Genomic DNA, 18,769 nt, shown 5'->3' on the forward strand with positions numbered 1-18,769 from the left:
TTGACCTGATCCGGTCGTTTGCGCCGGATATGATTTCTGGTTGCAATCAAATTCAATCAAGATCGCAGGAGTAATGACTGGCTCTAACCGTCCCATTCCAGCCCTTCGGCACCGGCAGAACCCGGCCCGGAGCGGTCACTCATTAGACGCCCGTTTTGACGCTCAAAAGGTTTCTAATATCGAACCTTCCCTCAGGGATTTCATCAGTCCTGGGACTGGAAGGGTGTGCGGCCTCACATGACGCAGGCAAGCCGCATCGCACAAAGATGGCATTACGATATCGCTCTGTTAATATCCTGAGCCACATCGTCGGGAGTTACCATGCGCGTCCTGCCCTTACTTTGCCTCCTTAGCAGTTGCACCTTGGCCGCCTGCGCCATTCCGTATCAGACTCCTGAAGCCAGGGCCCAGATAGAACGGGACTTAGGCGTCAACGCCAACGACATCATCAATATTTCGGAAACCAATTTCTGTGCACTGAGGTATGGTGATGAAGCCTTGTGCCACGCAAAAATCGGACTTGGGGTACTGACCCGAAAAGGGCTTGTGCTTACCCTCTACGACGTTGGCCATTACCGTGCCGACCTAACCCTGAGGCCTGAGGATGTCCTGTGCGGCTCAACGGTCACCTCTCGCGAAACCCCTGAACCGGTCAATATGTTCACCGGTGAATATGCTGTGGTACTTCTCCCGCTCAATGAGCAAGGAAAATGGAACGCCAATATGCATTCGCAGATGATCGATTACTTGCTAAAAAATGGTCAGCCACTGCTGATCGGTACTGCCGGTAAGTCGTCGCGGCCGAGTGATAAGGACAAGATCATTACCGGGACGATCCCAGGGACAAAACTTCCTTACATGACTGAGCTCAAGTACATGGAGCAGTTCAACCCCTGCCCGGCACCAAATGGCAAAGGCACTAATGGTTGATTTCTGCGAGTGCTGACCGGCAACAGATCATTCAGGGACAGATTTATTTTTCAGAAAATAAATCTGAGCCCCCTTTCCGTGCACGCCTACCGGTAAGTCACTAGTGCCATCAAATATGACATAGTGGATCGGTCGGTTCTACTGAGCTTTATTCGACGGACTGAAGCTTGGGTGCCGACAGAAGAAGCACGCAAGATTATTATCAGCTTCCACTAGGTCGGCTACTTTTCAGCGAGTGGGCGGGATGAAAACCCGGTTGACTGCGACGAGAGTGTTATTCATTCGTTAGGAGTGGTTGAGCCCGACATAGAGACGCAAGCCTTCTATCTCACGGACAACATCCAATCAGATCATCACCTTGTCATGCGCTTCGAATCGGGTTTGTCATTACGTGTACAAGCCGCTGATGCACGGTGCGAAATCGTTTACTGAAGCTAGGGCCCTCAATGTCAGAGTTGGGTCGAACTCTGTCTGTCATGACAGGCGAGAGTCGGCCAAGAGCGGGCGTTCGTCTCCACAGACATCGCTAACCCATTTCAGCTACGTAGCGGCAGTGTCTGCATAGGCATATTTTCAATCACCAAGCCGAACGTCTCAATGAAAGTTTGCCTGTTCTCCGAGTGGTACACCAACCTCGGGCGATATCAGGCTACTACTCCGGGCAAAAAGCTATTACCAGCGAAAACACAGGTCTTTATCGACTACCTTGTCGAGCATTTTCAAACGCAACTGGCACCGAAATTTCGAGTCAACTGAATACCTCAGTCGATCTTCGGCACCGCCATTCCACGTTGAACAGCAGGCCGTTGACTCAAACGTTCAGCCCAAGCCAGCAGTGCAGGTTTGTCCGCCAATTTCTCTGCAAGCGTGTCCTGCAAGAAGGTTTGCGCGGTAACGATCCACGGATAGCAAGCCATGTCAGCAATCGAGTAATCATCGCCCGCCAGGAATGGCACCAGTGTTAGGCGCTTCTCCATCACACCGAACAGGCGATCTGATTCGAGGATGAATCGCCGGCTGGCGACATCCGACTTTTCTTTGGCTAGCTTTTCGAAATAGGCCACCTGTCCAACCATCGGACCAAGACCGCCCATCTGCCAGTGCAGCCATTCCAGGGCCTTAAAACGCCCCGATCCATCGGCATCGAGGAAGCGGCCATGACGCTCTGCCAGGTAGGTGAGGATTGCACCACTCTCGAATACCGACAGCGGGCTGCCATCTGCCTGCTCATCCACTAACGCGGGAATCCGGTTGTTGGGAGATATGGCCAGAAACGCCGGGGAGAATTGCTCCTGCTGGCTCAGATTGACCGCATGTACTTCGTAGGCCAATCCAAGCTCTTCAAGCAGGATAGAAACCTTGCGTCCGTTGGGCGTGGACCATGTGTAGAGATGTATCATATTGGCTCCGATCAAAAAGCAATGAGGCGCTCAGTACAGCTGAGCGCCTCATTGGGAGTGGGCTTAGATTTGTGCAGTGCCGCCATCAACAAACAGCTCGATGCCATTAATAAAGCTGCTGTCATCCGAGGCGAGGAAGAGCGCGGCTTTGGCGATTTCGCTTGCCTCACCCAGACGACCGATTGGCACTAAGGTAGCGAGATGATCAAACAGCCCTTGGGTATGTTCGGCAGGCACCAGCTCACCGAGGCCACGAGTGCGCACTGGACCAGGGCTGATAGCGTTCACACGGATGCGGCGCGGCTTCAGATCCAGCAACCAGCTGCGAGCAAAATTGCGAACGGCCGCTTTACTGGCGCTATAGACACTGAAATTCTCCGTGCCCTTTACCGAGGTGGTCGAGGACGTGAGGATGATCGAGCTGCCATCGCGTAGCAGCGGCAGTGCTTTCTGCACGGTGAACAGCAACCCCTTCACGTTGGTGCTGAAGATACGGTCGAATTGCTCTTCAGTGATGGCACCCAGCGGCAACATGTCACCGCCTCCGGCGTTTGCAAAAACGATGTCCAGATGACCAACTTTTGCAGTGATTTCTGCATAGATGCGGTCGAGGTCTTTCAGGCTGGCTACATCGCCCTGGATACCGATGGCACGTGGGCCGATGGCCGCTACGGCTTTGTCCAACTCAGCCTGGCGGCGCCCGGTGATGAACACGGTCGCGCCCTGCGCTACGAACTCTTGAGCGGATGCCAGGCCGATTCCAGAGGTACCGCCAGTGATCAGTGCGATTTTGCCTTCAAGTCTGTTGCTCATGATGAATCTCCAGTAACCATTTGGGGGCGGGTGACGGTCAATTGGTGAGCCGTTGGAACAGACTCTATGCCTGAAGATTGAAAGGAAAAATCGGGTAAAAATGTTTTGTTTGTGCATATAGATGCACAATACTGAGGCATCTCACTACCACTCCAGGAGGGCCTGATGAATCAACTGCTTGCGATCCGCGTATTTTCCCGTGTGGTAGAAACGGGCTCGTTCACCAAAGCTGCCGACTCGCTTGAGTTACCCAAAACCAGCGTAAGCAAGCTCATCAGAGAACTGGAAAGCCACCTTGGCGTGCGTCTATTGCAGCGCACCACTCGCCGACTGACAGTGACCGCAGACGGCACGTCCTACTACCAGCTGACCAACCGGCTGATGCACCAGCTTGAAGATATCGACCAAGGCTTCAGCAAGGCTCAAGGACTGCCGCGAGGAAAGATTCGAGTAGATATTGGCGGCACAGTAGCAACGCTTTTGGTTGTACCAGCCCTGCCAGTTTTTTTTGCGCACTACCCCGATATCCAGGTGGAGCTTGGGGTCAGTGACAGGCAGGTTGACCTGATTGAAGAACGGGTTGATTGCGTGATTCGGGGTGGCCCACTCTCTGAACAATCCATGGCCGTACGCCGCCTCGGGGAGGTGTCATGGAGTACCTGTGCCTCACCAGGCTATCTGGACCGCTATGGCGTCCCAAAGCACCCCAAAGACCTAGATGACCATCTGATGGTGACGTACCACTCTGCCGCTACTGGGCGGGTGATTCCAGCCCTCTTTCAGCGCAACGATGAACGTCACCTAATCGAAGGAAAAACCATTCTCAGCGTCAACGAGAGCAACACGCAGTTGGCCGCAGGTGTTGCTGGACTAGGGATCATCCATACCTTCAGCTACACGGTCAAAACCCATGTGGAACAGGGGAAACTCGTACCAATCCTGAGCGAGTGGCGACCTGATGCTTACCCGTTTCATGTGCTTTATCCGCCGAACCGGCATTTGAGTAACCGTGTGCGGGTATTCATCGATTGGCTAGTCGAGCTGTTCGCCCAAATCGACTAGATCGCCAGCCCAAACCCGCGACACCCGGAGCGACTTAAATCGCGCGTAATCCTATATGCGTGGACTCATTAGCCCTTATGGCTGTGTTCTCCATAGATCTTGGTGGATAGCGCTTGGTTTGGTAGGTACGACTACGCCCCATCATTAACGACAGTCGACCCGAAGCAGACTTTCATTCACTGAAGCTCATGGGCGTTCCGCAGTCCTCCTAACTTCCCAGAGTAAACTGACCACTTGTCCGCGTAAGCCACGCAATAGCACACAACGCCAGTCCCGCCACATTCAGCGTGACCGGGTTGAACGCGTCGATGAGCATTGAAGGCTGCATTACAGCCACGTCCATCAGCAGGCCGAGCAAGATGAGCGCAGTGAGGGGCAGTGGCCAACTGAGCCGAGGTACGAAGAGCAACATCGCCGCAAGTACCAGCTCTGCCACGCCTGCCGCCTGTGACAACCATTCAAATCGTTCCAGACCGTGAGCCTGTAACAGCACCCGCTCGCCGGGGCTTAACGCGATGAGCTTTGGCACCAGACCATGGTAAGCAAACATGAATGCGAGGCTGCCGCGTGCGAGCCAGTGAACCTGGCGCACAGCATTCACGACACACCCTTGAGGAAGCGCCGCTGATGATCTGGGGTTGGCAACAGGCAAACCTCGTGTTTGCCAAATAGACGATAGCGGTTAAGTGCGATGCGGTCATACGCCCAGTCTCGAAGCCTCCGTGGAAAAACCCTCAGCAGCCGCAAGATCGGCCACGCTGCCGGCAACTGCGCAACCACTTCGAAGAACGCCTCCGACCGCACCCAATAATGCCGGTCGCGAATGACCGCCATGGTGTCGAACGCATCCACTGGTAACTCTGCCCAGGCCAGCAAGGCTTGCCCTTCGGGCGACTGCACAGTAGCCAGTCGGACGCGATGATGACGGTCATGCCGGATCAGAAATTTCGCCCAGCCGTTGCACAACTTGCAGACACCGTCGAACAGCACCACGGTTTCACCAGGTGCCAGAAGCGGCGCGGGAGCAGGGCGGATCAGAGAGACAGGCATTGCAGGATTCTCTGTGGGGCGGCAATTGGAGGCATTGTATGGCGGAGGGTGTTGTGTTTCCAGCCAAGGCCAGAGGTGATGGCATATTACGAAGGAGCTGGCGGATTGCATTTCCTTCATCGGCCATCATGTTTGGACGGAATCACTGTCACGTTCGAAAAGAGGCACATCTTCTGACAACACTGACCGTCCGCTTATGGCCCAGAGTGTGTAAAAACGCACCGGTAAACCCTTGCTATGATTTCTGAGAATCTCATCGCAAGGCTTGCCCATGAAACGGTTTATCCAGGGTGAACACCGAGGTCAAAGCACCTTACTTCCCGAAAGTCTCGACGACTACGTCAGCGATACCAATCCGGTTCGAGTAGTCGACGTTTTCGTCGATGAACTCGACCTAGCCAAGCTAGTTTTCGAAGGCGTCACTCTGGCCGAAACTGGCAGACCTGCTTTCCACCCTGCCATCCTTCTGAAGATCTGTATTTACGGCTACCTAAACCGCATTCAATCGAGCCGACGTCTTGAGCGAGAGGCTCAGCGCAACGTCGAGCTGATGTGGTCACGGGCAAACGTCAAAGTGCCGGCGTCCACCTGACGCAACCCGCACTACTGGCAATCGTCACTCCTGCGACGTGTCTGTCGCGTTCATCTTCTGGATCACCAATCCGATGAACGCCGACACGGCGAGTGGCAGTTGCCGGCGGCTCGGGTACAAGACATTCAAGCCATAACCTTTAGGACGGTACTGCGCCAGTACGGGAACCAGCGTTCCGGCCTCTACCTCAATCCCGGCCATCACGGGCGGGAGCAGGGCGATGCCGAGTCCGGCCAAGGCAGCCTTGCGCAAAGCCTGTGCGGTGTTGCCGCTGAAGCGCCCGATCACTTGCACGTCTTCTTCGCCATGGGGACCGATCAAACGCCAGATGGCGTGGCCGCCAGGTTGCGCGGTAACCACACAATCGTGGCTTGCCAGATCCTGCAGCGTACGTGGTGCGCCACGCGCTGCGATGTAGGCGGGGCTGGCAACCATCCCGACACTGCGTGAACCAACGATCTGACGGCCGACGTAACCTGAGTCGCGCAAAGGCCCCCCGCGAAAGGCGACGTCGATCTGCTCTGCGATCAGGTCGGCCTGCGCATCACTGAGCACAAAGTCGAGACGCACCCGCGGGTACGCAGCCAGAAACTCGCTCACCCATTCCATCTGGAAGAAGTCGAAGAAGTCGGCCGGGGCCGCCACGCGCACCAGGCCACTGGGTTCGTTACTGCCCGTCTTCAGTTCCTGTCCCGCTTCAAACAGACCGTCGATCGCGCCCACGCAGCGCTCATGTAAGTACTCTCCGGCACTGGTGAGCGTGAGTTTGCGGGTAGAGCGTTGCAGCAACCGCGTACCAAGTTGTTCCTCAAGCTGCTGGATGCGCCGACTCACAGTGTTGGGCGGCATGCCCAGTCGTCGCGCCGCCTCGGCAAAGCTGCCGCTGCGTACCACTTGTACAAACATGGCGATGTCGTTGAGGTCGAGCATGGCGGGTATTCCTAGTGTTTTTGGACGAGTGCAACCTAATTGTATCGGCTAATCAAGTAATCAGTGTGGCTCTATTGTTTGTGGCATCGGGCCGACAGGCTCCCACTGCCGTGAGCAATCATCGTGATCCTTGCGCAACGACCGCACACCGGAGCGTCCCCTGACGCCACACACGAAACCCTTACCCTCCGTGCAATCAGCTACCGCACCACCGGCAGTGGGCATGGCGCGATTGTCCGGCTGATGAGCCCTGGCGATCTGGGGCACCTGATCAAGCCTTTCGTTTTCCTTGATCTGTTTGAAGGCGAGAGTTCCTTCATCAACGGTATGCCGATGCACCCGCACTCGGGAATTGCCACCGTTACCCTCATTACCGAAGGCAACTTGCGCTTCGAGGATGCCGAGTCGGGCAAGGGCATGATCGACTACGGAGGTGTTGAGTGGATGCGCGCGGGCGCCGGCGTCTGGCACGGCAAAGAAATGTCGGTCGGCACGTCAAAGCGAATACAGGGTTTTCAGCTGTGGATTGCACTGCCGCCAGAGCTGGAAAACACCAGTGTCGACAGCCAATACCTAGAGTCCGGCGCGATGCCCGAGGTGGGGCCTGCGCGAGTGATTCTTGGTGCATACCAAGGGGTGAAAAGTCCGGTCCGCGCACCCGCCGGCATGAATTATTTGCTGGTCACGCTGCGGGCCGGAGAGTCCTGGCGGTACGTTCCACCCGAGGGGCATGAGTCATTGTGGTTGAGCGTCAGCCGCGGCTCCCTTTCGGCGCCAAGCGTGGTCATGGCGGGTGAAATGGTCGTCTTCGCTCCCGGCGACGGTGCGGTAACGCTCAAGGCCATGCACAAGGACACAGTCTTTGTGATCGGTTCAGCGAAGCCTCATCCCTATGAGCTGGCACTGGGGAACTACTCGGTGCATACCAACCGGCTGGCCCTGCGCGCGGGGGAGGCGAACATTGCCGAGATCGGTAGTCGGCTGCGCGAGTACCTGAAACAGCCCCAAGGATCTGACTCTATGCCGTTTTTTGAATAACCCCAGTCGAACCACCCTCAGGGCACCAGCGGTTCAACCCATCAACACAGCGTGGCCGACGCCTCGTGCGCGGCTGGAGCATTCTTCAGGAACAATAATGTTAGAGCATCGATTGAAGGCCGATCTCGGCGGTGGCGATTTTGGCTGGCTCAAGGCCCAGCATCATTTCAATGTCACTGCCGACGGTAATCCCGCCCACCGTCCGTTGGGGGCGTTGGTGGTCTGGAACGACGACGAGATTGCACCCGGTACTGGTTTCCCCATGCATGGCCACGAAAACATGGAGATTGTCAGCTACGTGCTGGAAGGTGCAGTGAGCCATCGCGATAGCGCGGGCGGGCAGGGCCGCACCGTGGCTGGCGACGTACAGGTCATGAGCGCCGGCACCGGCATCCGCCATGAAGAGCGCAATACAGAGCTCGTTCCATTGCGACTCTTCCAAATTTGGTTGCAGTCGCGCACACGTGGCGGCGAACCCCGCTGGGGCTCGCGTCCATTTCCAAAGGCTGAGCGGGCCGGTCAATGGGCCGTGCTCGCTAGCGGGATGCCTGGCGATGAACAAGCTTTGTCTATCCGTGCCGATGCACGTGTGCTGGGTGCATCGCTAAAGGCCGGCCAAAGTCGCCTATGTCGGAATGACTGAAAAACCCTTCAATCCCACCACGATGAAAATTGTTGCCAAGACTTCGGATACCAAGACTGGGGCTCCGTCTGTCGTTCCTCCGGCCATTCAAGGCATTCGTGATTGCCAGCGACTCGTGAGTGAAGGCAAGGCGGAAAAGTCCAACTGCGCAAGCCTCGCTTCAGTTCTTGAGACGGTAAAAGAAAGGGGAATGACTGTTGTTCAATGCGGCATTTCGTCAGATGGAAATGCTCTCTTCGTTGCTGTCAACCTCAAAAGCGGTGAAGGCAGTATTTATGAGTCAACAACTGTAGGTGCAACCGTTGATAAACTTCCTTTTGCGAGCGGAAAAATATACTGAAGATGGTGTGTGGAATTATTATTAAGATTGGCTGCGCCTAATCGTCTGCTTTTGGCCGAGAGTCGCCAGTAGCGACAGGCGACTCTCGACCGATTCTGTTGAAAAAGTCGTGCGTGGTTTTGACGGCAGAAAAGTACGCGTCTGAGATTGAAATCCATAAATTCGGCAGAGGCTTCTGGGTTCCGATTTCACGTGCAGCGCGCAGAAATGTCGTTTTCATGAATCAATATATGTGTGGTTCGGGCCATTCGACTTTTTCAACAGAATCGGCTAGACGCTGCCACTCACGAACGCGTTCAGCAATGTTCCTCAGCCTCGACACCCACTAGCCGACAGATTTCCAGACCGTTTTTGGTTATGACAAACTGTGTCCAATGGCGACTAGCGCGAGCAGACGACGCATTCGCCGGCGAGCCTGGCTAGCGGTAAAAGTATCACGTATGATTTATGCACCCTGTGCACAGTTGTTGCACCCAATGGTGCACCACTACAACCCTTTACACCAACATCGATTGAACGTAGAAATGATCAGGTTACCTCTGCCTCTACAACAGGTAGCTCACGGCGGATTTTCTACCGTTCGCGAAGGACAGTGAATCAACCTGTCGAGGACGCGAATTGTGCTTGTCAAATCCGGTGCAAACACTTGGTTGGTACAAATGCAATCGGCTGGTCAGCGGCAATAGAAGCGGGTGGTCAAGTAAAGTTCAATTACGCACCACACATCGTAACGCGATTTACGCTTACGTAACGCTTGTGCGCTACGGAAAAATATGCGTTACGATTCTAGTTCGTCCTGCCCTAGGCAGGAGGAATTGTACGTGTCTTGGCGACAGCCCTCCCGCAGTGTATATCTCAGGCGCGTCGCTTTCCAGCATCTTGTGGGGTGGCCTCGTGTTTGGACGGGTCGTTTCCCATCAGCAGATCTGCCAACTCTTTACTTCGAAAGCTTAGATGTCGAAAGGTTATATTGTTGAACTGTTATGTTAATGTTATCTCTGTGAGGAAATAGCGCGCTTTGCCAGGATATGAGATGTCGCCTCAGCGACTCTAGAAAAGCGGTCCAACTCAGCCACTCAACATCGTTGTCTTGTATTGATTTTGCAATGGATAGAGAATTGGCCGAGTTTGCATGAAGTGCAAAGTAATCCCTCCAAATACCTAAAAGCCTGCCAATGGCCACTCTATCAGCTCCATTTGTTTTGTAATGTACAGCCTCTGAAATAAAGGATCGAAGCGTGCCAAGGTCATCGCCGAACTGCGTAGAATCTTTTGAGCTTTTGGCACATTGAAGGGCTGAGTCAGCCATGACCTGAGTGAGATTTTTGTACCTCGATTTATTATCTATATCTTGAAATGAAATGAATGCCTCGCACTCGTGTCCAAAGGACTGCCTGAAATTTCCTAGGTTATATTTGATGCTATCCATTTCGCAGGAAAGCAAAAATGATGAATACTGACTATCTATAGTATTGAACGCCTCGACCCCATCAGCAGGCAGTGAGTTTTGTTTCCAACAAGCTGATCTCGCGACGTTAGAGCCAATTGCAGTGCATTTGGAATACTTAACAGTTAAATCCTGCATGAGCTTAGAGGTCCGGAAAATGCCGTCTTTTTCAACTTGAGAACATCCATATGCGGAGCCCATCATCAGGAAAAGGCTTAAAGCTGATATTCCGTAGTGGTGTCCAATACTTCGCCAATATGTATTGCTCACGCTCCACCTCCGCCAACTGCTGGGCATTTGATGGAGAGAACCTTCAGTTCGTTATCGTCAAATGTGGCCGAGTTTTGATTCGCATCCCACCAGCTTCCCAGATTAGTGGATGATAACGCTGGACAGCCTGTTATTCTGCTAATAAATCTAATGGATGAGTCTCTAACGTCGCTGGGTAATGGGTCTTCTTCATTAGTTATGAGCTTTATGAATTCATCAAGGTCTGCTGTATTTCGATATCTTCTAACCTTTTCTCGTGATACCAACGCCTCTGATCTCTTTCCAAAATCGTTTACGTCACTTTTGAACTGGTCTAGGTTTTCGATCTTGGCTTCTGTTAATAAAGTAGTAAGATATGCTGATTTTGCTGCCACTAGGGAGGGGACAACTAAGTCCTCTTTGTTTACTATGATCGATACCACTGGGCTTGTGAGAAGTGTTTTCGTGGCACTTTGTTGTGAAAAAATATTCCCGTTAATTTCATCATACATAAAGCGGCGCTTCCAGAAATCTCCATTCTGAATATCGCCTCTAGCCCGGCCAACTAGGACGAATCTGCCAGTTTTTAACGGGGTTAGATATGGGGCTCCGACGTTTCTTTCTTTTGAAGATTTATAAAATTGTACAGAATACTCCAATAGTATTTTGTTGCTGTCATTTGCTAGCACTAAGCTCGCAGCCCGCGTGGCAATGGGAATTGCTTGAGATAGGACAGGGTTTTGAAGGGAAAGGGCTACTGTCCCACCATATTTTGAAACATCAGAAAGGGCTGAGCGCGTATCTAAATTTTTCTCTGAAGCAACATTCATCACTCGAATTCTGATCAAAGGCGGAACCTGGTCGTCCCACACCTCTTGATGAAAAATAAGTAAGTTGGCAAAGTTTAGCGATTGTCCTGGCACTACGCCTCGCTGATACCACGCAACAATAGACTGACTTTGACCCTGATTTTTCGCAAGAATATCTAGGATGACCGCTATGTCCTGTGGGGTATTCTTATCGTATTGGCTCGACGTTTGAGGGAGAGATATTGAATTGATTATTATGGATAGTGGTTGCCCGTGAACAGGGTCTTTGCTGGAGTCAAGCGTCGCGACTTGAAAGCTGTTTAGGAGTTCTGTTTCGTATCGTTCATTTGGTTCTCCTCGAAGATAGAATACTCTGTTGTCAGGATACTCCGGAGTGTTCGTTACAAACAAATCTCTTTCTGAAACACCTGGCTGTTTGATGTTTGAGCAGCCAGAGAGCAAGGCAATTATTAGTAGCGAAGCTTTCCATATCTTCATGTTATGCACCTGAAAATAGTTAGGGGTTGAATTGACTCATGTTCCCGTTGAGTGTTAATGCTACTGCCGATGTGATCTATACTGCGTCACTTGTGTGTGCAGTTGCACTTCTGTTATTGACCTGCTATTTTGAAATAACTATCGTGGTAATAAGTGCGTCGATCCAGCCGCGCCACCTGTCATAGATTGGTCCACTTTGAAGTGTGTAATTTATAGCAAGGGCGCTGCCGTCTTCGAGTACGTGAACTTCTATTCCTTTGGAAGGAGAATTGTTCAAGCTTTCATAGTCAACTTTCACTATCTTTTTGAATAAGAAGCCATCTGGGGCTGGTATCTTGTCGCTGAACTCCTTGGTCGTAACAGTTAAACCATGGTCGTCAAGGGTTCTGGACAGTGGGAAAGTCCGATTCTGTGCTTCTGGCGCTTTTTCTATATCACCGATCTGCTCCAAGAATACAGGGACTGTGGAGTTCACAGTGTACGAAGCAACTCCGATATCCGCACCGCCGATAGTAAGTAACCGCCCATCGTTAGACACGCTAGCATTTCCGTTAATGGCCGCGTTATCGAATTTTATTTGACCAGTTCCCACGACTTTGTAGCCGTTTGGGACTTTGCTTATAGTACTGCCCCTCCCAGGACGTGGGGTATTAAATCCACCTCCAAATATGCCTCCAAATTTGCTTGTGTCCGGTGCATCCCTTTGAATAAAGACTTGTTCTGTTATTGCTGAGGTTATTCTTGGAGTCAACGTTTTTTGACAATCTGGGTCATAGCTAATTCCAATGAGCGGCTTGGCCTCATCTCCTAATGTGGAGATGGCCTTTGCAATAGGTACCGCAACGCCGGAAAGCTGCATGCGTTCGCCGGCGACAGTTCTCTCACCGATAGCGATTCCGAAAACCATTCCCATCTCGTTGAATAGAGGAGCACCACTATTTCCGGGGTTTATTGGAATCTGAACGATCAGATTGGATGCGACACCTGCTCCCGAAGATAGTGGTCCACCGATAACGGTCAGTCGTCGATCTCCTCCAGGGTAGCCAAGCACTAAGAACTCAGGCCGGCCCTCCTTTTTATATCCGTCGCACAAACGCAGAAACGGCTTGACCGATGTTAGGTCTGTGATCTGTAGTAGCGCTACATCATAGGGCAGCTGCTTAGCTTTGATTGCTGTAAGTCGGACAGGGGGATCGACTGCACTAAGCGCGTCGGCATCTTTGGCAGGGAAATAGCCTTCAATTTGAAAACCGTCTTCATCAAATATATCTGCGTTCGGGATGTTATGCCCTGCCGTCAGCACTAGACCGTTGGGAGACACGATAAACCCGGTACCCTGTTCTTTGTAATCGATCGTGTCGGAGCCTGGCAGTGGTTTTTTTAAGGTTCCATGCACATTGAGCAGGATGATGGAGGACCAGGATTCCAGGTAAGGGTCCGCGTATGCAGGAAGCATCGCGAGCGCGATAGCTATGGGAGCGAGCCGGCTAAGCATGTAATTGCACTTCGGTTCTATAGGAGTGAAGTTGGAGAACCGGCCCATTCTTCAGTAATGCTTTTCTATTGATAGTATGCCTCGTAGGTTTGCCCTCGAACTGATTTCCACCGAGCACAAGCACTTTGTCGCCTTGATCTGCTAAGAAAAAGCCTACATGGCCGTTACCGGGAGACTTCAGGTTTTTGAAAACCACTATGTCGCCAGGCTTTGGGGTGCTTGTCATCGTCCCCCAGTTTTTGAACGACAGTGCGGCAGCACTTTTCGTAGGGCTTGCACCATTGGGTAAGGTTTTTCCGATAAAAGCCCTCATCAAGCAGTAGTTCATGAATGCCGCACACCATGCGGTAGTATCTCCGCTTGGCTGTAACTTAGTGGCTTTGAAGAACTCTACGATCACTGGATTCCATCGCACTGGCCAAGCCGTTATGTAGGGCTTGCGATCGTTACCGTACACACCTTGGCCAACGTCGTGGAAATACAGCGCGACCTCGATGGGAGTACAGTTTGTAGGAGCGCCATCCACGACCATCTTCGCGATATTCTCTTCATCACTTGTCGCTGCTTGCGTCCCAAAGGGCGCATACCCTGTGAGAACACCTTGGTTTAGCGAGGGCTGATCTTGGAATTCATTCAAGCTATCAGGAATGAGGGGAGGGTCCTCATCTTCTTGGTCGAGTGCTGACCAGTCGGGGGGGGTAGCTACGCTTAACCTAGGTAGGAGGAGGGCGAGACTGCTGGCAACGAGAATGTCACGACGTGAAAGCGCCATGGTGTTCCCTCATAGGCGAGGTGGGTTACGTATAGTCCTCTACTACTTAGAAAGGGCTGCCTGACCGTTTGGTATAGCAGAGGCCGCAAATCATGCTAGTGCCCTCTCGGCCAAAAAATCGATGCCAGTGAAAATATCCTAGTCGGGGACGTGGAATGGGTTTAGGCACCATCTGTTCGCGTAGCTTTGACCCATCCAGGACGATGGTTGTATCCCAAAGCCGGATCTTTGCAGTGCTGATCGGCATGGTGTTCATCATTTTTGATCAATGGATCAAGGCACAGGCGTTGTGGATGTTGCAATCTGAAAGCTTCAGATTCGGCGGCAGCCTACCTTGGCTCGATGTCGCTTTGAGCTTGAATGGCGAAGCGTTTCTGAGTTTGGGGGCCGGTTTGGCTCCGGTCGCCAAACAGCTAATTTTCATCGTAGGTGTAGCGGTTGTTGTGAGCTGGGTGTTGGCGCTGATGTGATTTTGATCCAAACTGCCGGAATTCATTGACCCGCCCGAATACTCATCAAGCAATGGCCTTGCACGGGCCTTTCAAAGGCCGCATATGGGTCAGTCAAAATCAGCAGCCTGGGTCAAAATTACATCAGCGCCAACAGGCGGGCTTCACCAGCATTGCCGGGCCGGCCGAGGTCGCCGCGAGGATCAGCCGGCGCACCATGCTTGGGTAACGCAGGGCGAATTCTTGCGCCAATGCACCGCCCCAGCTCACGCCGAACACATCGACCTGGTCGATTCCTAATTGCTTGAGCATCTCGGCGATCAGGTCGGCGTGGCGTGGCGCGGCAGACGCATCGGCCAGCGGGGCGTTTGCGATTTGCCGACCCCGGGCACGTCCAATGTAATGGTCCTGTAGTCCATCAGTTTTCGCGCAGGGGATCGAAGGTCCGGATCAAACCGCCCAGGCCGTTGAGCAACAGTAGCGGTGAGCCTTGGCCGCGGATTGAAACGTTCAACTGCAAGTCTTTAATGGTTAATTTGTGAGTTGTCATGGTTTCCCCCTTGGCCTACCCACCGTTAAGACAGCGTCTGTCACGCATATGATCCATGGCCACTTAGACGAGGAAAAATGTTCAACATCACCCCTGATGGCATTAATCAGTTGAACGACCACGATCTGCAAGAGTTGGTGGGGTGTTTCTGCGCGGCCAAGTTGGTTAGTCGGGGATTGGCTGCTGCGGCGGTGACACGGGGAGTGAATCAGACTGCCTCAGACGGTGGTATAGATTTGCGTTTTGAGTTGCATTCAGGAGTAATTGTGGAAGGCTTCATACCGCGCGGTTCAACGGGATTCCAGTTCAAGAAGCCGGATATGCCGAGATCCGAGATCATCTCAGAGATGCGGCCGGCGGGACCCGCCTGTCAGGATACGGGGTTTGCTGGCTTGATTTTCCATTCTATACCCGGCTTGCCTACTTCGCCGACGTGAGCCTCTCAAATGCCCGCGCCGCCACGCCCGGAACCTGCCCATTGCCAAGGGCCTTAATCCGGTCCACCCGATAGGCCACCCCATCAGCCACTCGACCCATTCCGGGTTCAATTGCCCACCATGCAAGGCCATTACGGCATGGTCCAGTCGGTCCCTCGATCGGTCCCGTCCAGATCTGCGAGTCAGCGACCCGGGTGATGATCCCTTGGCCATGCTCGCCACTGGGGTTGGCCACGAGCCAGATCCTGTTGCGACGGTGCGGCGCTCCACATTCAGCCGCTGATAAACAACACCACTGCGCGTCATACCCCATTTGGGCAAGGTCACCGAGGACCACGGCAAGGCCTCTTGCGACAAGCATGGGTGAGTTTTCCAGCCACACGTATCGAGGTCGAAGTGCACCGATGATTCGCGCCATTTCTTTCCAGAGACCGGATCGAGAGCCGTCGATGCCTTCGCCGGTTCCGCAGATGGCAATGTCCTGGCAAGGAAAGCCACCCGATACCACGTCAATAAGGCCTCGCCATGGTTCGGGGTCAAAGCTGCACACGTCAGACCAAATCGGGAAAGCTGGGAGTGTTCCATCGTTCTGTCGTTGCGCCAGAACTTGTGCTGCGTAGGCATCACGCTCAACGGCGCAGACGGTTCGCCAGCCGAGCAGGTGGCTGCCCAGTATTCCGCCACCAGCACCTGCGAAAAGAGCCAGCTCATTCATCGTCGCTCCTGCTGCGCAGCTGGATAGTCAGCGTGCTTGAGGGGAGGGGGATTCCGGAGTGAGGTGGTCGCGGTAAGGCGGATAGGGAGTAGGGCGCCCGAAGGCGCCGGTGGTTAGAGTTGGCGGTTGTCGGCAAACGAGTACGGTTGGCCTTTACCAATGATGAAATGGTCAATCACTGTGACATCGATCAATTCCAATGCCTGTTTCAGGCAGCGCGTTATATCGTGGTCCGCCGGGCTTGGATCGGTGGATCCTGAGGGATGGTTGTGCGTCAAAACAACGGCTGACGCGTTCAGAGCAAGAGCTCGCTTCACCACCTCACGGGGGTAAATTTTGCAGGTATCAATCGTGCCGTGGAACAGCACCTCGAATTTCAGCACCCGAAGCTTGGTATCCATGAAAACAACGCCAAACACCTCGCTTTTGTTGCGTGCGAGCCGCAATTTCAGGTAGTCAGACACCAGCGAGGGCTCATACAACTGCTCCCCTCGCTTGAAGCAACGGTGATCAAGAATACTCAACGCCTTGGCGATGACTTCGGACTCAGTGAGCGCTCGTGAGCGACGGCGCCGTGAGTTGCGTGGGGTGGTTTTGATGTGGTTCATGTGTGTACCTCTTGTGAGATTACCGAGGACACACTCCCATTGAGGGGGTGTCCCTCAGTGGGTTGGAATAATGGGCTGTCAGGAAAAGGCGCTGTGGGGCGCCTTGAGGTTGAGGTTGAGGTGGACGTCAGGCAGCCATGAAGTTCTCTGCTTGATCGTTCGGTGTGTCAGTAGCGCTCGGCTCGGGATTTTCGTCCCTGGTCGGCGCCTGATACACCTGCTCGCCATCTATGCGAATCCATGAAATGAAAAGCAAACGACCCTTCAGGCTTGCACCTGTCTGGCCCTTCTTTTCGCCCTTTTCGTAGGTGAAGGTATCGACCCAAAGGTCACCAATACGGAAAGCCACGAGGACTTTCTTTCCGGCGCTTTCAGCGTGTTGGCAACGACGGACCAGCTTTTCAGCTTCCCCGCCTGCAACTTTGCAATCGATGTAGGTGTACTCGACCTGGTCGGAGGCGCCATGCAAGGCACCGACGGTGACGGCCATGAATGGATTGCCCTTGCGTACGCTCACTTCGCGAATGCGGTTGAGGTAACCGATGCCGTGGGTGTGCAGGTCGAAGTATTTGGTTTCGTTGGTGGTGGACTGAGTCATGGGCTTCTCCGGTTTCAGAAATGAAAACGGGGAAAGACTCGCCCCAAGGGGAAAGTGATTTCCCCGTTTGGGTGGTGATGCGATGGGCATTCGATCGTCGATGGAGCTGACGATGGATCGCGCTGCCGAATGCGATGGCGATCTTGGGTTGATCAACGCAACCGAGCTGCGTCGTAGCTTTGAAGATCGTAGCTACCTGGGCATGTTGCCGACGACGTCAGCTGAACATGGGTAAAGAATGGGAAATCATGATTCCTGTGTCAAGGGTGTTTGCCAGGTTTGAGGCTTAGATCAGCGAATCCAGTGAACTCCGTTTACGTTCTGTTTTGCGTTTCTGGTGCAAAGATTTATGGGCCGTTTTGCGTTGCCGGCACAAAGATGTAGGTGCGGTTCTGGACCGAGGGCGAACTGGTTTTGGTGCAGGTTTCGGTTGCTTAGGTAGCACGTCAGGTATCGCGTTGACTTGCTGTCGCATAAACCGGATAGCGACCTTACGTAGCTCGCGTAACGATTTGGGTGCCGTTCTGAATCGCTCGCGCAGAGACAAGCGTGGTTTTTTGGTGGGCTGACGCGGAGGTAAGGGTTTGATCAGCCTTACGTTTCTTTCGCACCATTGTTTCAGGTCCACGCCTTTGCGCGCGATGGCTGGGGTTTGACTTAGCTCAAGCCAATCAGCACCTGGGTCAGGTTTCGGTCGATGATCAGCAGGCGCGCGTTCCAGTGAGCGGAAGGTCGATATAGCCGTGCGAAGGATAGTTCCTAGGCTGTGGCCGAGTTGATAGCTCAAAGTGGTCATGTGCTTCTCCTGGGAGGATCAAAAACGGAGAAGCATTTCGCCCGGTGGGGGAAATGAATCCCCGTATGGGTGGTGTGTTACGGATGCATTCCATCGCCAAGTGAAACTGACGACTGATCGCGCTGACGAATGCTGAAGAGCGATCTTTAGGGTTGATCAACGCAGAGGACTGCGCCGTAGCGTTGAAGATCGAGGCTACCTGGGCATGTTGCTGACGGCGTCAGCGGACATGAGATGTAGAGTGAAAAAAGATGGCTGGGGTGTCAAGTCGATTAATTTCATTAAGCTGCGATGAACCGAAGTTCTTAATGCAGAGCAAGCAGCGCGCTAAGCGCCTCGTTCGGTTTCCTGAGACTGTCGAGCATCTCGCAAGCTGCTTGGGGAGATTCTTTGTGTCCGTTGATATTTTGTTATGCATAAAGTTTCTGAGGGTGTATAGGCCGCGGCAATCGCCCCGGCTCTGAAGAAAAAACCACCCATGAATGCCTCGCCAGACGGCCCCTTCGCATTGACCTGTCTCTTGCAAACACCTCACCCGATTCTTGTCG

General features: G+C 53.3%; 22 protein-coding genes and 1 pseudogene. 9 read left to right on the forward strand and 14 right to left on the reverse strand.

Annotation, left to right across the window (positions count from 1 at the left end):
• Positions 1–321 precede the first annotated feature (321 nt).
• The gene (locus ACF0H7_RS13370; RefSeq protein WP_397453220.1) at positions 322–930 is read left to right on the forward strand and encodes a hypothetical protein; all 609 of its coding nucleotides are present in this window, start codon (positions 322–324) and stop codon (positions 928–930) included.
• A 761-nt stretch (positions 931–1,691) separates the two neighbouring features.
• Here ACF0H7_RS13370 and ACF0H7_RS13375 read toward each other — a convergent pair.
• Positions 1,692–2,330, reverse strand: coding sequence for a glutathione S-transferase family protein (locus tag ACF0H7_RS13375; RefSeq protein ID WP_397453221.1), 639 nt, complete (start codon positions 2,328–2,330; stop codon positions 1,692–1,694).
• A 63-nt stretch (positions 2,331–2,393) separates the two neighbouring features.
• A complete protein-coding gene (locus tag ACF0H7_RS13380; RefSeq protein WP_397453222.1) occupies positions 2,394–3,143 on the reverse strand; it encodes an SDR family NAD(P)-dependent oxidoreductase in 750 nt (249 codons plus the stop codon).
• 165 nt (positions 3,144–3,308) lie between these two features.
• On the opposite strand from ACF0H7_RS13380, the gene ACF0H7_RS13385 reads away from it, so the two are divergent.
• Positions 3,309–4,205 carry a LysR substrate-binding domain-containing protein gene (locus ACF0H7_RS13385; protein ID WP_397453223.1) on the forward strand — a complete coding sequence of 299 codons (897 nt, stop codon included), beginning with the start codon at positions 3,309–3,311 and terminating at the stop codon, positions 4,203–4,205.
• 208 nt (positions 4,206–4,413) lie between these two features.
• Here the strand turns inward: ACF0H7_RS13385 and ACF0H7_RS13390 are convergent, their stop codons facing one another.
• Together ACF0H7_RS13390 and ACF0H7_RS13395 are read right to left on the reverse strand one after the other, a co-directional pair.
• Positions 4,414–4,806: a DoxX-like family protein gene (locus ACF0H7_RS13390; RefSeq protein ID WP_397453224.1), complete on the reverse strand. Its 393-nt coding sequence runs from the start codon at positions 4,804–4,806 to the stop codon at positions 4,414–4,416.
• Positions 4,803–5,255: a thiol-disulfide oxidoreductase DCC family protein gene (locus ACF0H7_RS13395; RefSeq protein ID WP_397453225.1), complete on the reverse strand. Its 453-nt coding sequence runs from the start codon at positions 5,253–5,255 to the stop codon at positions 4,803–4,805. Before ACF0H7_RS13395 ends, ACF0H7_RS13390 begins: the two co-directional genes overlap by 4 nt.
• A gap of 271 nt (positions 5,256–5,526) precedes the next feature.
• On the opposite strand from ACF0H7_RS13395, the pseudogene ACF0H7_RS13400 reads away from it, so the two are divergent.
• A pseudogene (locus ACF0H7_RS13400) lies at positions 5,527–5,811 on the forward strand (transposase); the annotation flags it as partial.
• Positions 5,812–5,871: 60 nt separating this feature from the next.
• Here the strand turns inward: ACF0H7_RS13400 and ACF0H7_RS13405 are convergent.
• Positions 5,872–6,777, reverse strand: a complete 906-nt coding sequence (locus ACF0H7_RS13405; RefSeq protein ID WP_397452808.1) for a LysR family transcriptional regulator — start codon at positions 6,775–6,777, stop codon at positions 5,872–5,874.
• Positions 6,778–6,900: 123 nt separating this feature from the next.
• Here ACF0H7_RS13405 and ACF0H7_RS13410 point away from each other — a divergent pair, with 123 nt between their 5' ends.
• The 3 genes from ACF0H7_RS13410 to ACF0H7_RS13420 all read left to right on the forward strand — a co-directional run bounded on the left by ACF0H7_RS13410 (position 6,901) and on the right by ACF0H7_RS13420 (position 8,798).
• On the forward strand, positions 6,901–7,815 hold the full coding sequence (locus ACF0H7_RS13410; RefSeq protein WP_397452809.1) for a pirin family protein: 915 nt from the start codon (positions 6,901–6,903) through the stop codon (positions 7,813–7,815).
• Between the two features lie 97 nt (positions 7,816–7,912).
• The gene (locus ACF0H7_RS13415) at positions 7,913–8,458 is read left to right on the forward strand and encodes a pirin family protein (protein ID WP_397453226.1); all 546 of its coding nucleotides are present in this window, start codon (positions 7,913–7,915) and stop codon (positions 8,456–8,458) included.
• Positions 8,451–8,798 carry a hypothetical protein gene (locus ACF0H7_RS13420; RefSeq protein WP_397453227.1) on the forward strand — a complete coding sequence of 116 codons (348 nt, stop codon included), beginning with the start codon at positions 8,451–8,453 and terminating at the stop codon, positions 8,796–8,798. The genes ACF0H7_RS13415 and ACF0H7_RS13420 overlap by 8 nt, the downstream gene beginning before the upstream one ends.
• Positions 8,799–9,735: 937 nt before the next feature.
• Here the strand turns inward: ACF0H7_RS13420 and ACF0H7_RS13425 are convergent.
• The 4 genes from ACF0H7_RS13425 to ACF0H7_RS13440 all read right to left on the reverse strand — a co-directional run bounded on the left by ACF0H7_RS13425 (position 9,736) and on the right by ACF0H7_RS13440 (position 14,068).
• Positions 9,736–10,515 (reverse strand): hypothetical protein, encoded by a 780-nt coding sequence (locus ACF0H7_RS13425; RefSeq protein WP_397453228.1) that lies wholly within the window; start codon positions 10,513–10,515, stop codon positions 9,736–9,738.
• Entirely contained in the window at positions 10,512–11,801 is a 1,290-nt protein-coding gene (locus tag ACF0H7_RS13430) for a hypothetical protein (protein WP_397453229.1), read from the reverse strand. Before ACF0H7_RS13430 ends, ACF0H7_RS13425 begins: the two co-directional genes overlap by 4 nt.
• A 124-nt stretch (positions 11,802–11,925) precedes the next feature.
• Positions 11,926–13,257 (reverse strand): serine protease, encoded by a 1,332-nt coding sequence (locus tag ACF0H7_RS13435; RefSeq protein WP_397453230.1) that lies wholly within the window; start codon positions 13,255–13,257, stop codon positions 11,926–11,928.
• 31 nt (positions 13,258–13,288) lie between these two features.
• Positions 13,289–14,068 carry a CHAP domain-containing protein gene (locus ACF0H7_RS13440; RefSeq protein WP_397453231.1) on the reverse strand — a complete coding sequence of 260 codons (780 nt, stop codon included), beginning with the start codon at positions 14,066–14,068 and terminating at the stop codon, positions 13,289–13,291.
• A 155-nt stretch (positions 14,069–14,223) separates the two neighbouring features.
• Here ACF0H7_RS13440 and ACF0H7_RS13445 point away from each other — a divergent pair, with 155 nt between their 5' ends.
• Positions 14,224–14,538 carry a hypothetical protein gene (locus tag ACF0H7_RS13445; RefSeq protein ID WP_397453232.1) on the forward strand — a complete coding sequence of 105 codons (315 nt, stop codon included), beginning with the start codon at positions 14,224–14,226 and terminating at the stop codon, positions 14,536–14,538.
• Positions 14,539–14,661: 123 nt separating this feature from the next.
• On the opposite strand, the gene ACF0H7_RS13450 is transcribed toward ACF0H7_RS13445, so the two are convergent.
• Both ACF0H7_RS13450 and ACF0H7_RS13455 read right to left on the reverse strand, forming a co-directional pair.
• Positions 14,662–14,829, reverse strand: a complete 168-nt coding sequence (locus ACF0H7_RS13450; RefSeq protein ID WP_397453233.1) for an alpha/beta fold hydrolase — start codon at positions 14,827–14,829, stop codon at positions 14,662–14,664.
• A gap of 106 nt (positions 14,830–14,935) precedes the next feature.
• The gene (locus ACF0H7_RS13455; RefSeq protein WP_397453234.1) at positions 14,936–15,067 is read right to left on the reverse strand and encodes a hypothetical protein; all 132 of its coding nucleotides are present in this window, start codon (positions 15,065–15,067) and stop codon (positions 14,936–14,938) included.
• A 77-nt stretch (positions 15,068–15,144) separates the two neighbouring features.
• Here ACF0H7_RS13455 and ACF0H7_RS13460 point away from each other — a divergent pair, with 77 nt between their 5' ends.
• Entirely contained in the window at positions 15,145–15,504 is a 360-nt protein-coding gene (locus ACF0H7_RS13460) for a hypothetical protein (RefSeq protein ID WP_397453235.1), read from the forward strand.
• Here ACF0H7_RS13460 and ACF0H7_RS13465 read toward each other — a convergent pair.
• The 3 genes from ACF0H7_RS13465 to ACF0H7_RS13475 form a co-directional block, all read right to left on the reverse strand.
• Positions 15,488–16,219 carry a DNA cytosine methyltransferase gene (locus tag ACF0H7_RS13465; protein ID WP_397453236.1) on the reverse strand — a complete coding sequence of 244 codons (732 nt, stop codon included), beginning with the start codon at positions 16,217–16,219 and terminating at the stop codon, positions 15,488–15,490. The genes ACF0H7_RS13460 and ACF0H7_RS13465 overlap by 17 nt on opposite strands.
• 113 nt (positions 16,220–16,332) lie before the next feature.
• Positions 16,333–16,827, reverse strand: a complete 495-nt coding sequence (locus tag ACF0H7_RS13470) for a JAB domain-containing protein (RefSeq protein ID WP_397453237.1) — start codon at positions 16,825–16,827, stop codon at positions 16,333–16,335.
• Positions 16,828–16,954: 127 nt separating this feature from the next.
• Complete coding sequence (locus ACF0H7_RS13475; protein ID WP_397453238.1) at positions 16,955–17,425, reverse strand: STY4534 family ICE replication protein; 471 nt, start codon at positions 17,423–17,425, stop codon at positions 16,955–16,957.
• An 82-nt stretch (positions 17,426–17,507) separates the two neighbouring features.
• On the opposite strand from ACF0H7_RS13475, the gene ACF0H7_RS13480 reads away from it, so the two are divergent.
• Positions 17,508–17,660 (forward strand): hypothetical protein, encoded by a 153-nt coding sequence (locus ACF0H7_RS13480; RefSeq protein WP_397453239.1) that lies wholly within the window; start codon positions 17,508–17,510, stop codon positions 17,658–17,660.
• The last annotated feature ends 1,109 nt before the right edge of the window (positions 17,661–18,769 follow it).

The organism is Pseudomonas sp. NA-150, assembly GCF_044336365.1.
In the GTDB taxonomy this organism is placed as follows: Bacteria; Pseudomonadota; Gammaproteobacteria; order Pseudomonadales; family Pseudomonadaceae; genus Aquipseudomonas.

What these genes read in the sequence shown, in the direction of transcription:
- ACF0H7_RS13435 (WP_397453230.1), bottom strand. Translation starts at nt 13,257, where the DNA reads ATGCTTCCTGCATACGCGGACCCTTACCTGGAATCCTGGTCCTCCATC.
- ACF0H7_RS13405 (WP_397452808.1), bottom strand. Translation starts at nt 6,777, where the DNA reads ATGCTCGACCTCAACGACATCGCCATGTTTGTACAAGTGGTACGCAGC.
- ACF0H7_RS13395 (WP_397453225.1), bottom strand. Translation starts at nt 5,255, where the DNA reads ATGCCTGTCTCTCTGATCCGCCCTGCTCCCGCGCCGCTTCTGGCACCT.
- ACF0H7_RS13470 (WP_397453237.1), bottom strand. Translation starts at nt 16,827, where the DNA reads ATGAACCACATCAAAACCACCCCACGCAACTCACGGCGCCGTCGCTCA.
- ACF0H7_RS13385 (WP_397453223.1), top strand. Translation starts at nt 3,309, where the DNA reads ATGAATCAACTGCTTGCGATCCGCGTATTTTCCCGTGTGGTAGAAACG.
- ACF0H7_RS13430 (WP_397453229.1), bottom strand. Translation starts at nt 11,801, where the DNA reads ATGAAGATATGGAAAGCTTCGCTACTAATAATTGCCTTGCTCTCTGGC.
- ACF0H7_RS13380 (WP_397453222.1), bottom strand. Translation starts at nt 3,143, where the DNA reads ATGAGCAACAGACTTGAAGGCAAAATCGCACTGATCACTGGCGGTACC.
- ACF0H7_RS13370 (WP_397453220.1), top strand. Translation starts at nt 322, where the DNA reads ATGCGCGTCCTGCCCTTACTTTGCCTCCTTAGCAGTTGCACCTTGGCC.
- ACF0H7_RS13420 (WP_397453227.1), top strand. Translation starts at nt 8,451, where the DNA reads ATGACTGAAAAACCCTTCAATCCCACCACGATGAAAATTGTTGCCAAG.
- ACF0H7_RS13450 (WP_397453233.1), bottom strand. Translation starts at nt 14,829, where the DNA reads ATGCTCAAGCAATTAGGAATCGACCAGGTCGATGTGTTCGGCGTGAGC.
- ACF0H7_RS13445 (WP_397453232.1), top strand. Translation starts at nt 14,224, where the DNA reads ATGGGTTTAGGCACCATCTGTTCGCGTAGCTTTGACCCATCCAGGACG.
- ACF0H7_RS13375 (WP_397453221.1), bottom strand. Translation starts at nt 2,330, where the DNA reads ATGATACATCTCTACACATGGTCCACGCCCAACGGACGCAAGGTTTCT.
- ACF0H7_RS13440 (WP_397453231.1), bottom strand. Translation starts at nt 14,068, where the DNA reads ATGGCGCTTTCACGTCGTGACATTCTCGTTGCCAGCAGTCTCGCCCTC.
- ACF0H7_RS13465 (WP_397453236.1), bottom strand. Translation starts at nt 16,219, where the DNA reads ATGAATGAGCTGGCTCTTTTCGCAGGTGCTGGTGGCGGAATACTGGGC.
- ACF0H7_RS13480 (WP_397453239.1), top strand. Translation starts at nt 17,508, where the DNA reads ATGGGCATTCGATCGTCGATGGAGCTGACGATGGATCGCGCTGCCGAA.
- ACF0H7_RS13460 (WP_397453235.1), top strand. Translation starts at nt 15,145, where the DNA reads ATGTTCAACATCACCCCTGATGGCATTAATCAGTTGAACGACCACGAT.
- ACF0H7_RS13455 (WP_397453234.1), bottom strand. Translation starts at nt 15,067, where the DNA reads ATGACAACTCACAAATTAACCATTAAAGACTTGCAGTTGAACGTTTCA.
- ACF0H7_RS13415 (WP_397453226.1), top strand. Translation starts at nt 7,913, where the DNA reads ATGTTAGAGCATCGATTGAAGGCCGATCTCGGCGGTGGCGATTTTGGC.
- ACF0H7_RS13475 (WP_397453238.1), bottom strand. Translation starts at nt 17,425, where the DNA reads ATGACTCAGTCCACCACCAACGAAACCAAATACTTCGACCTGCACACC.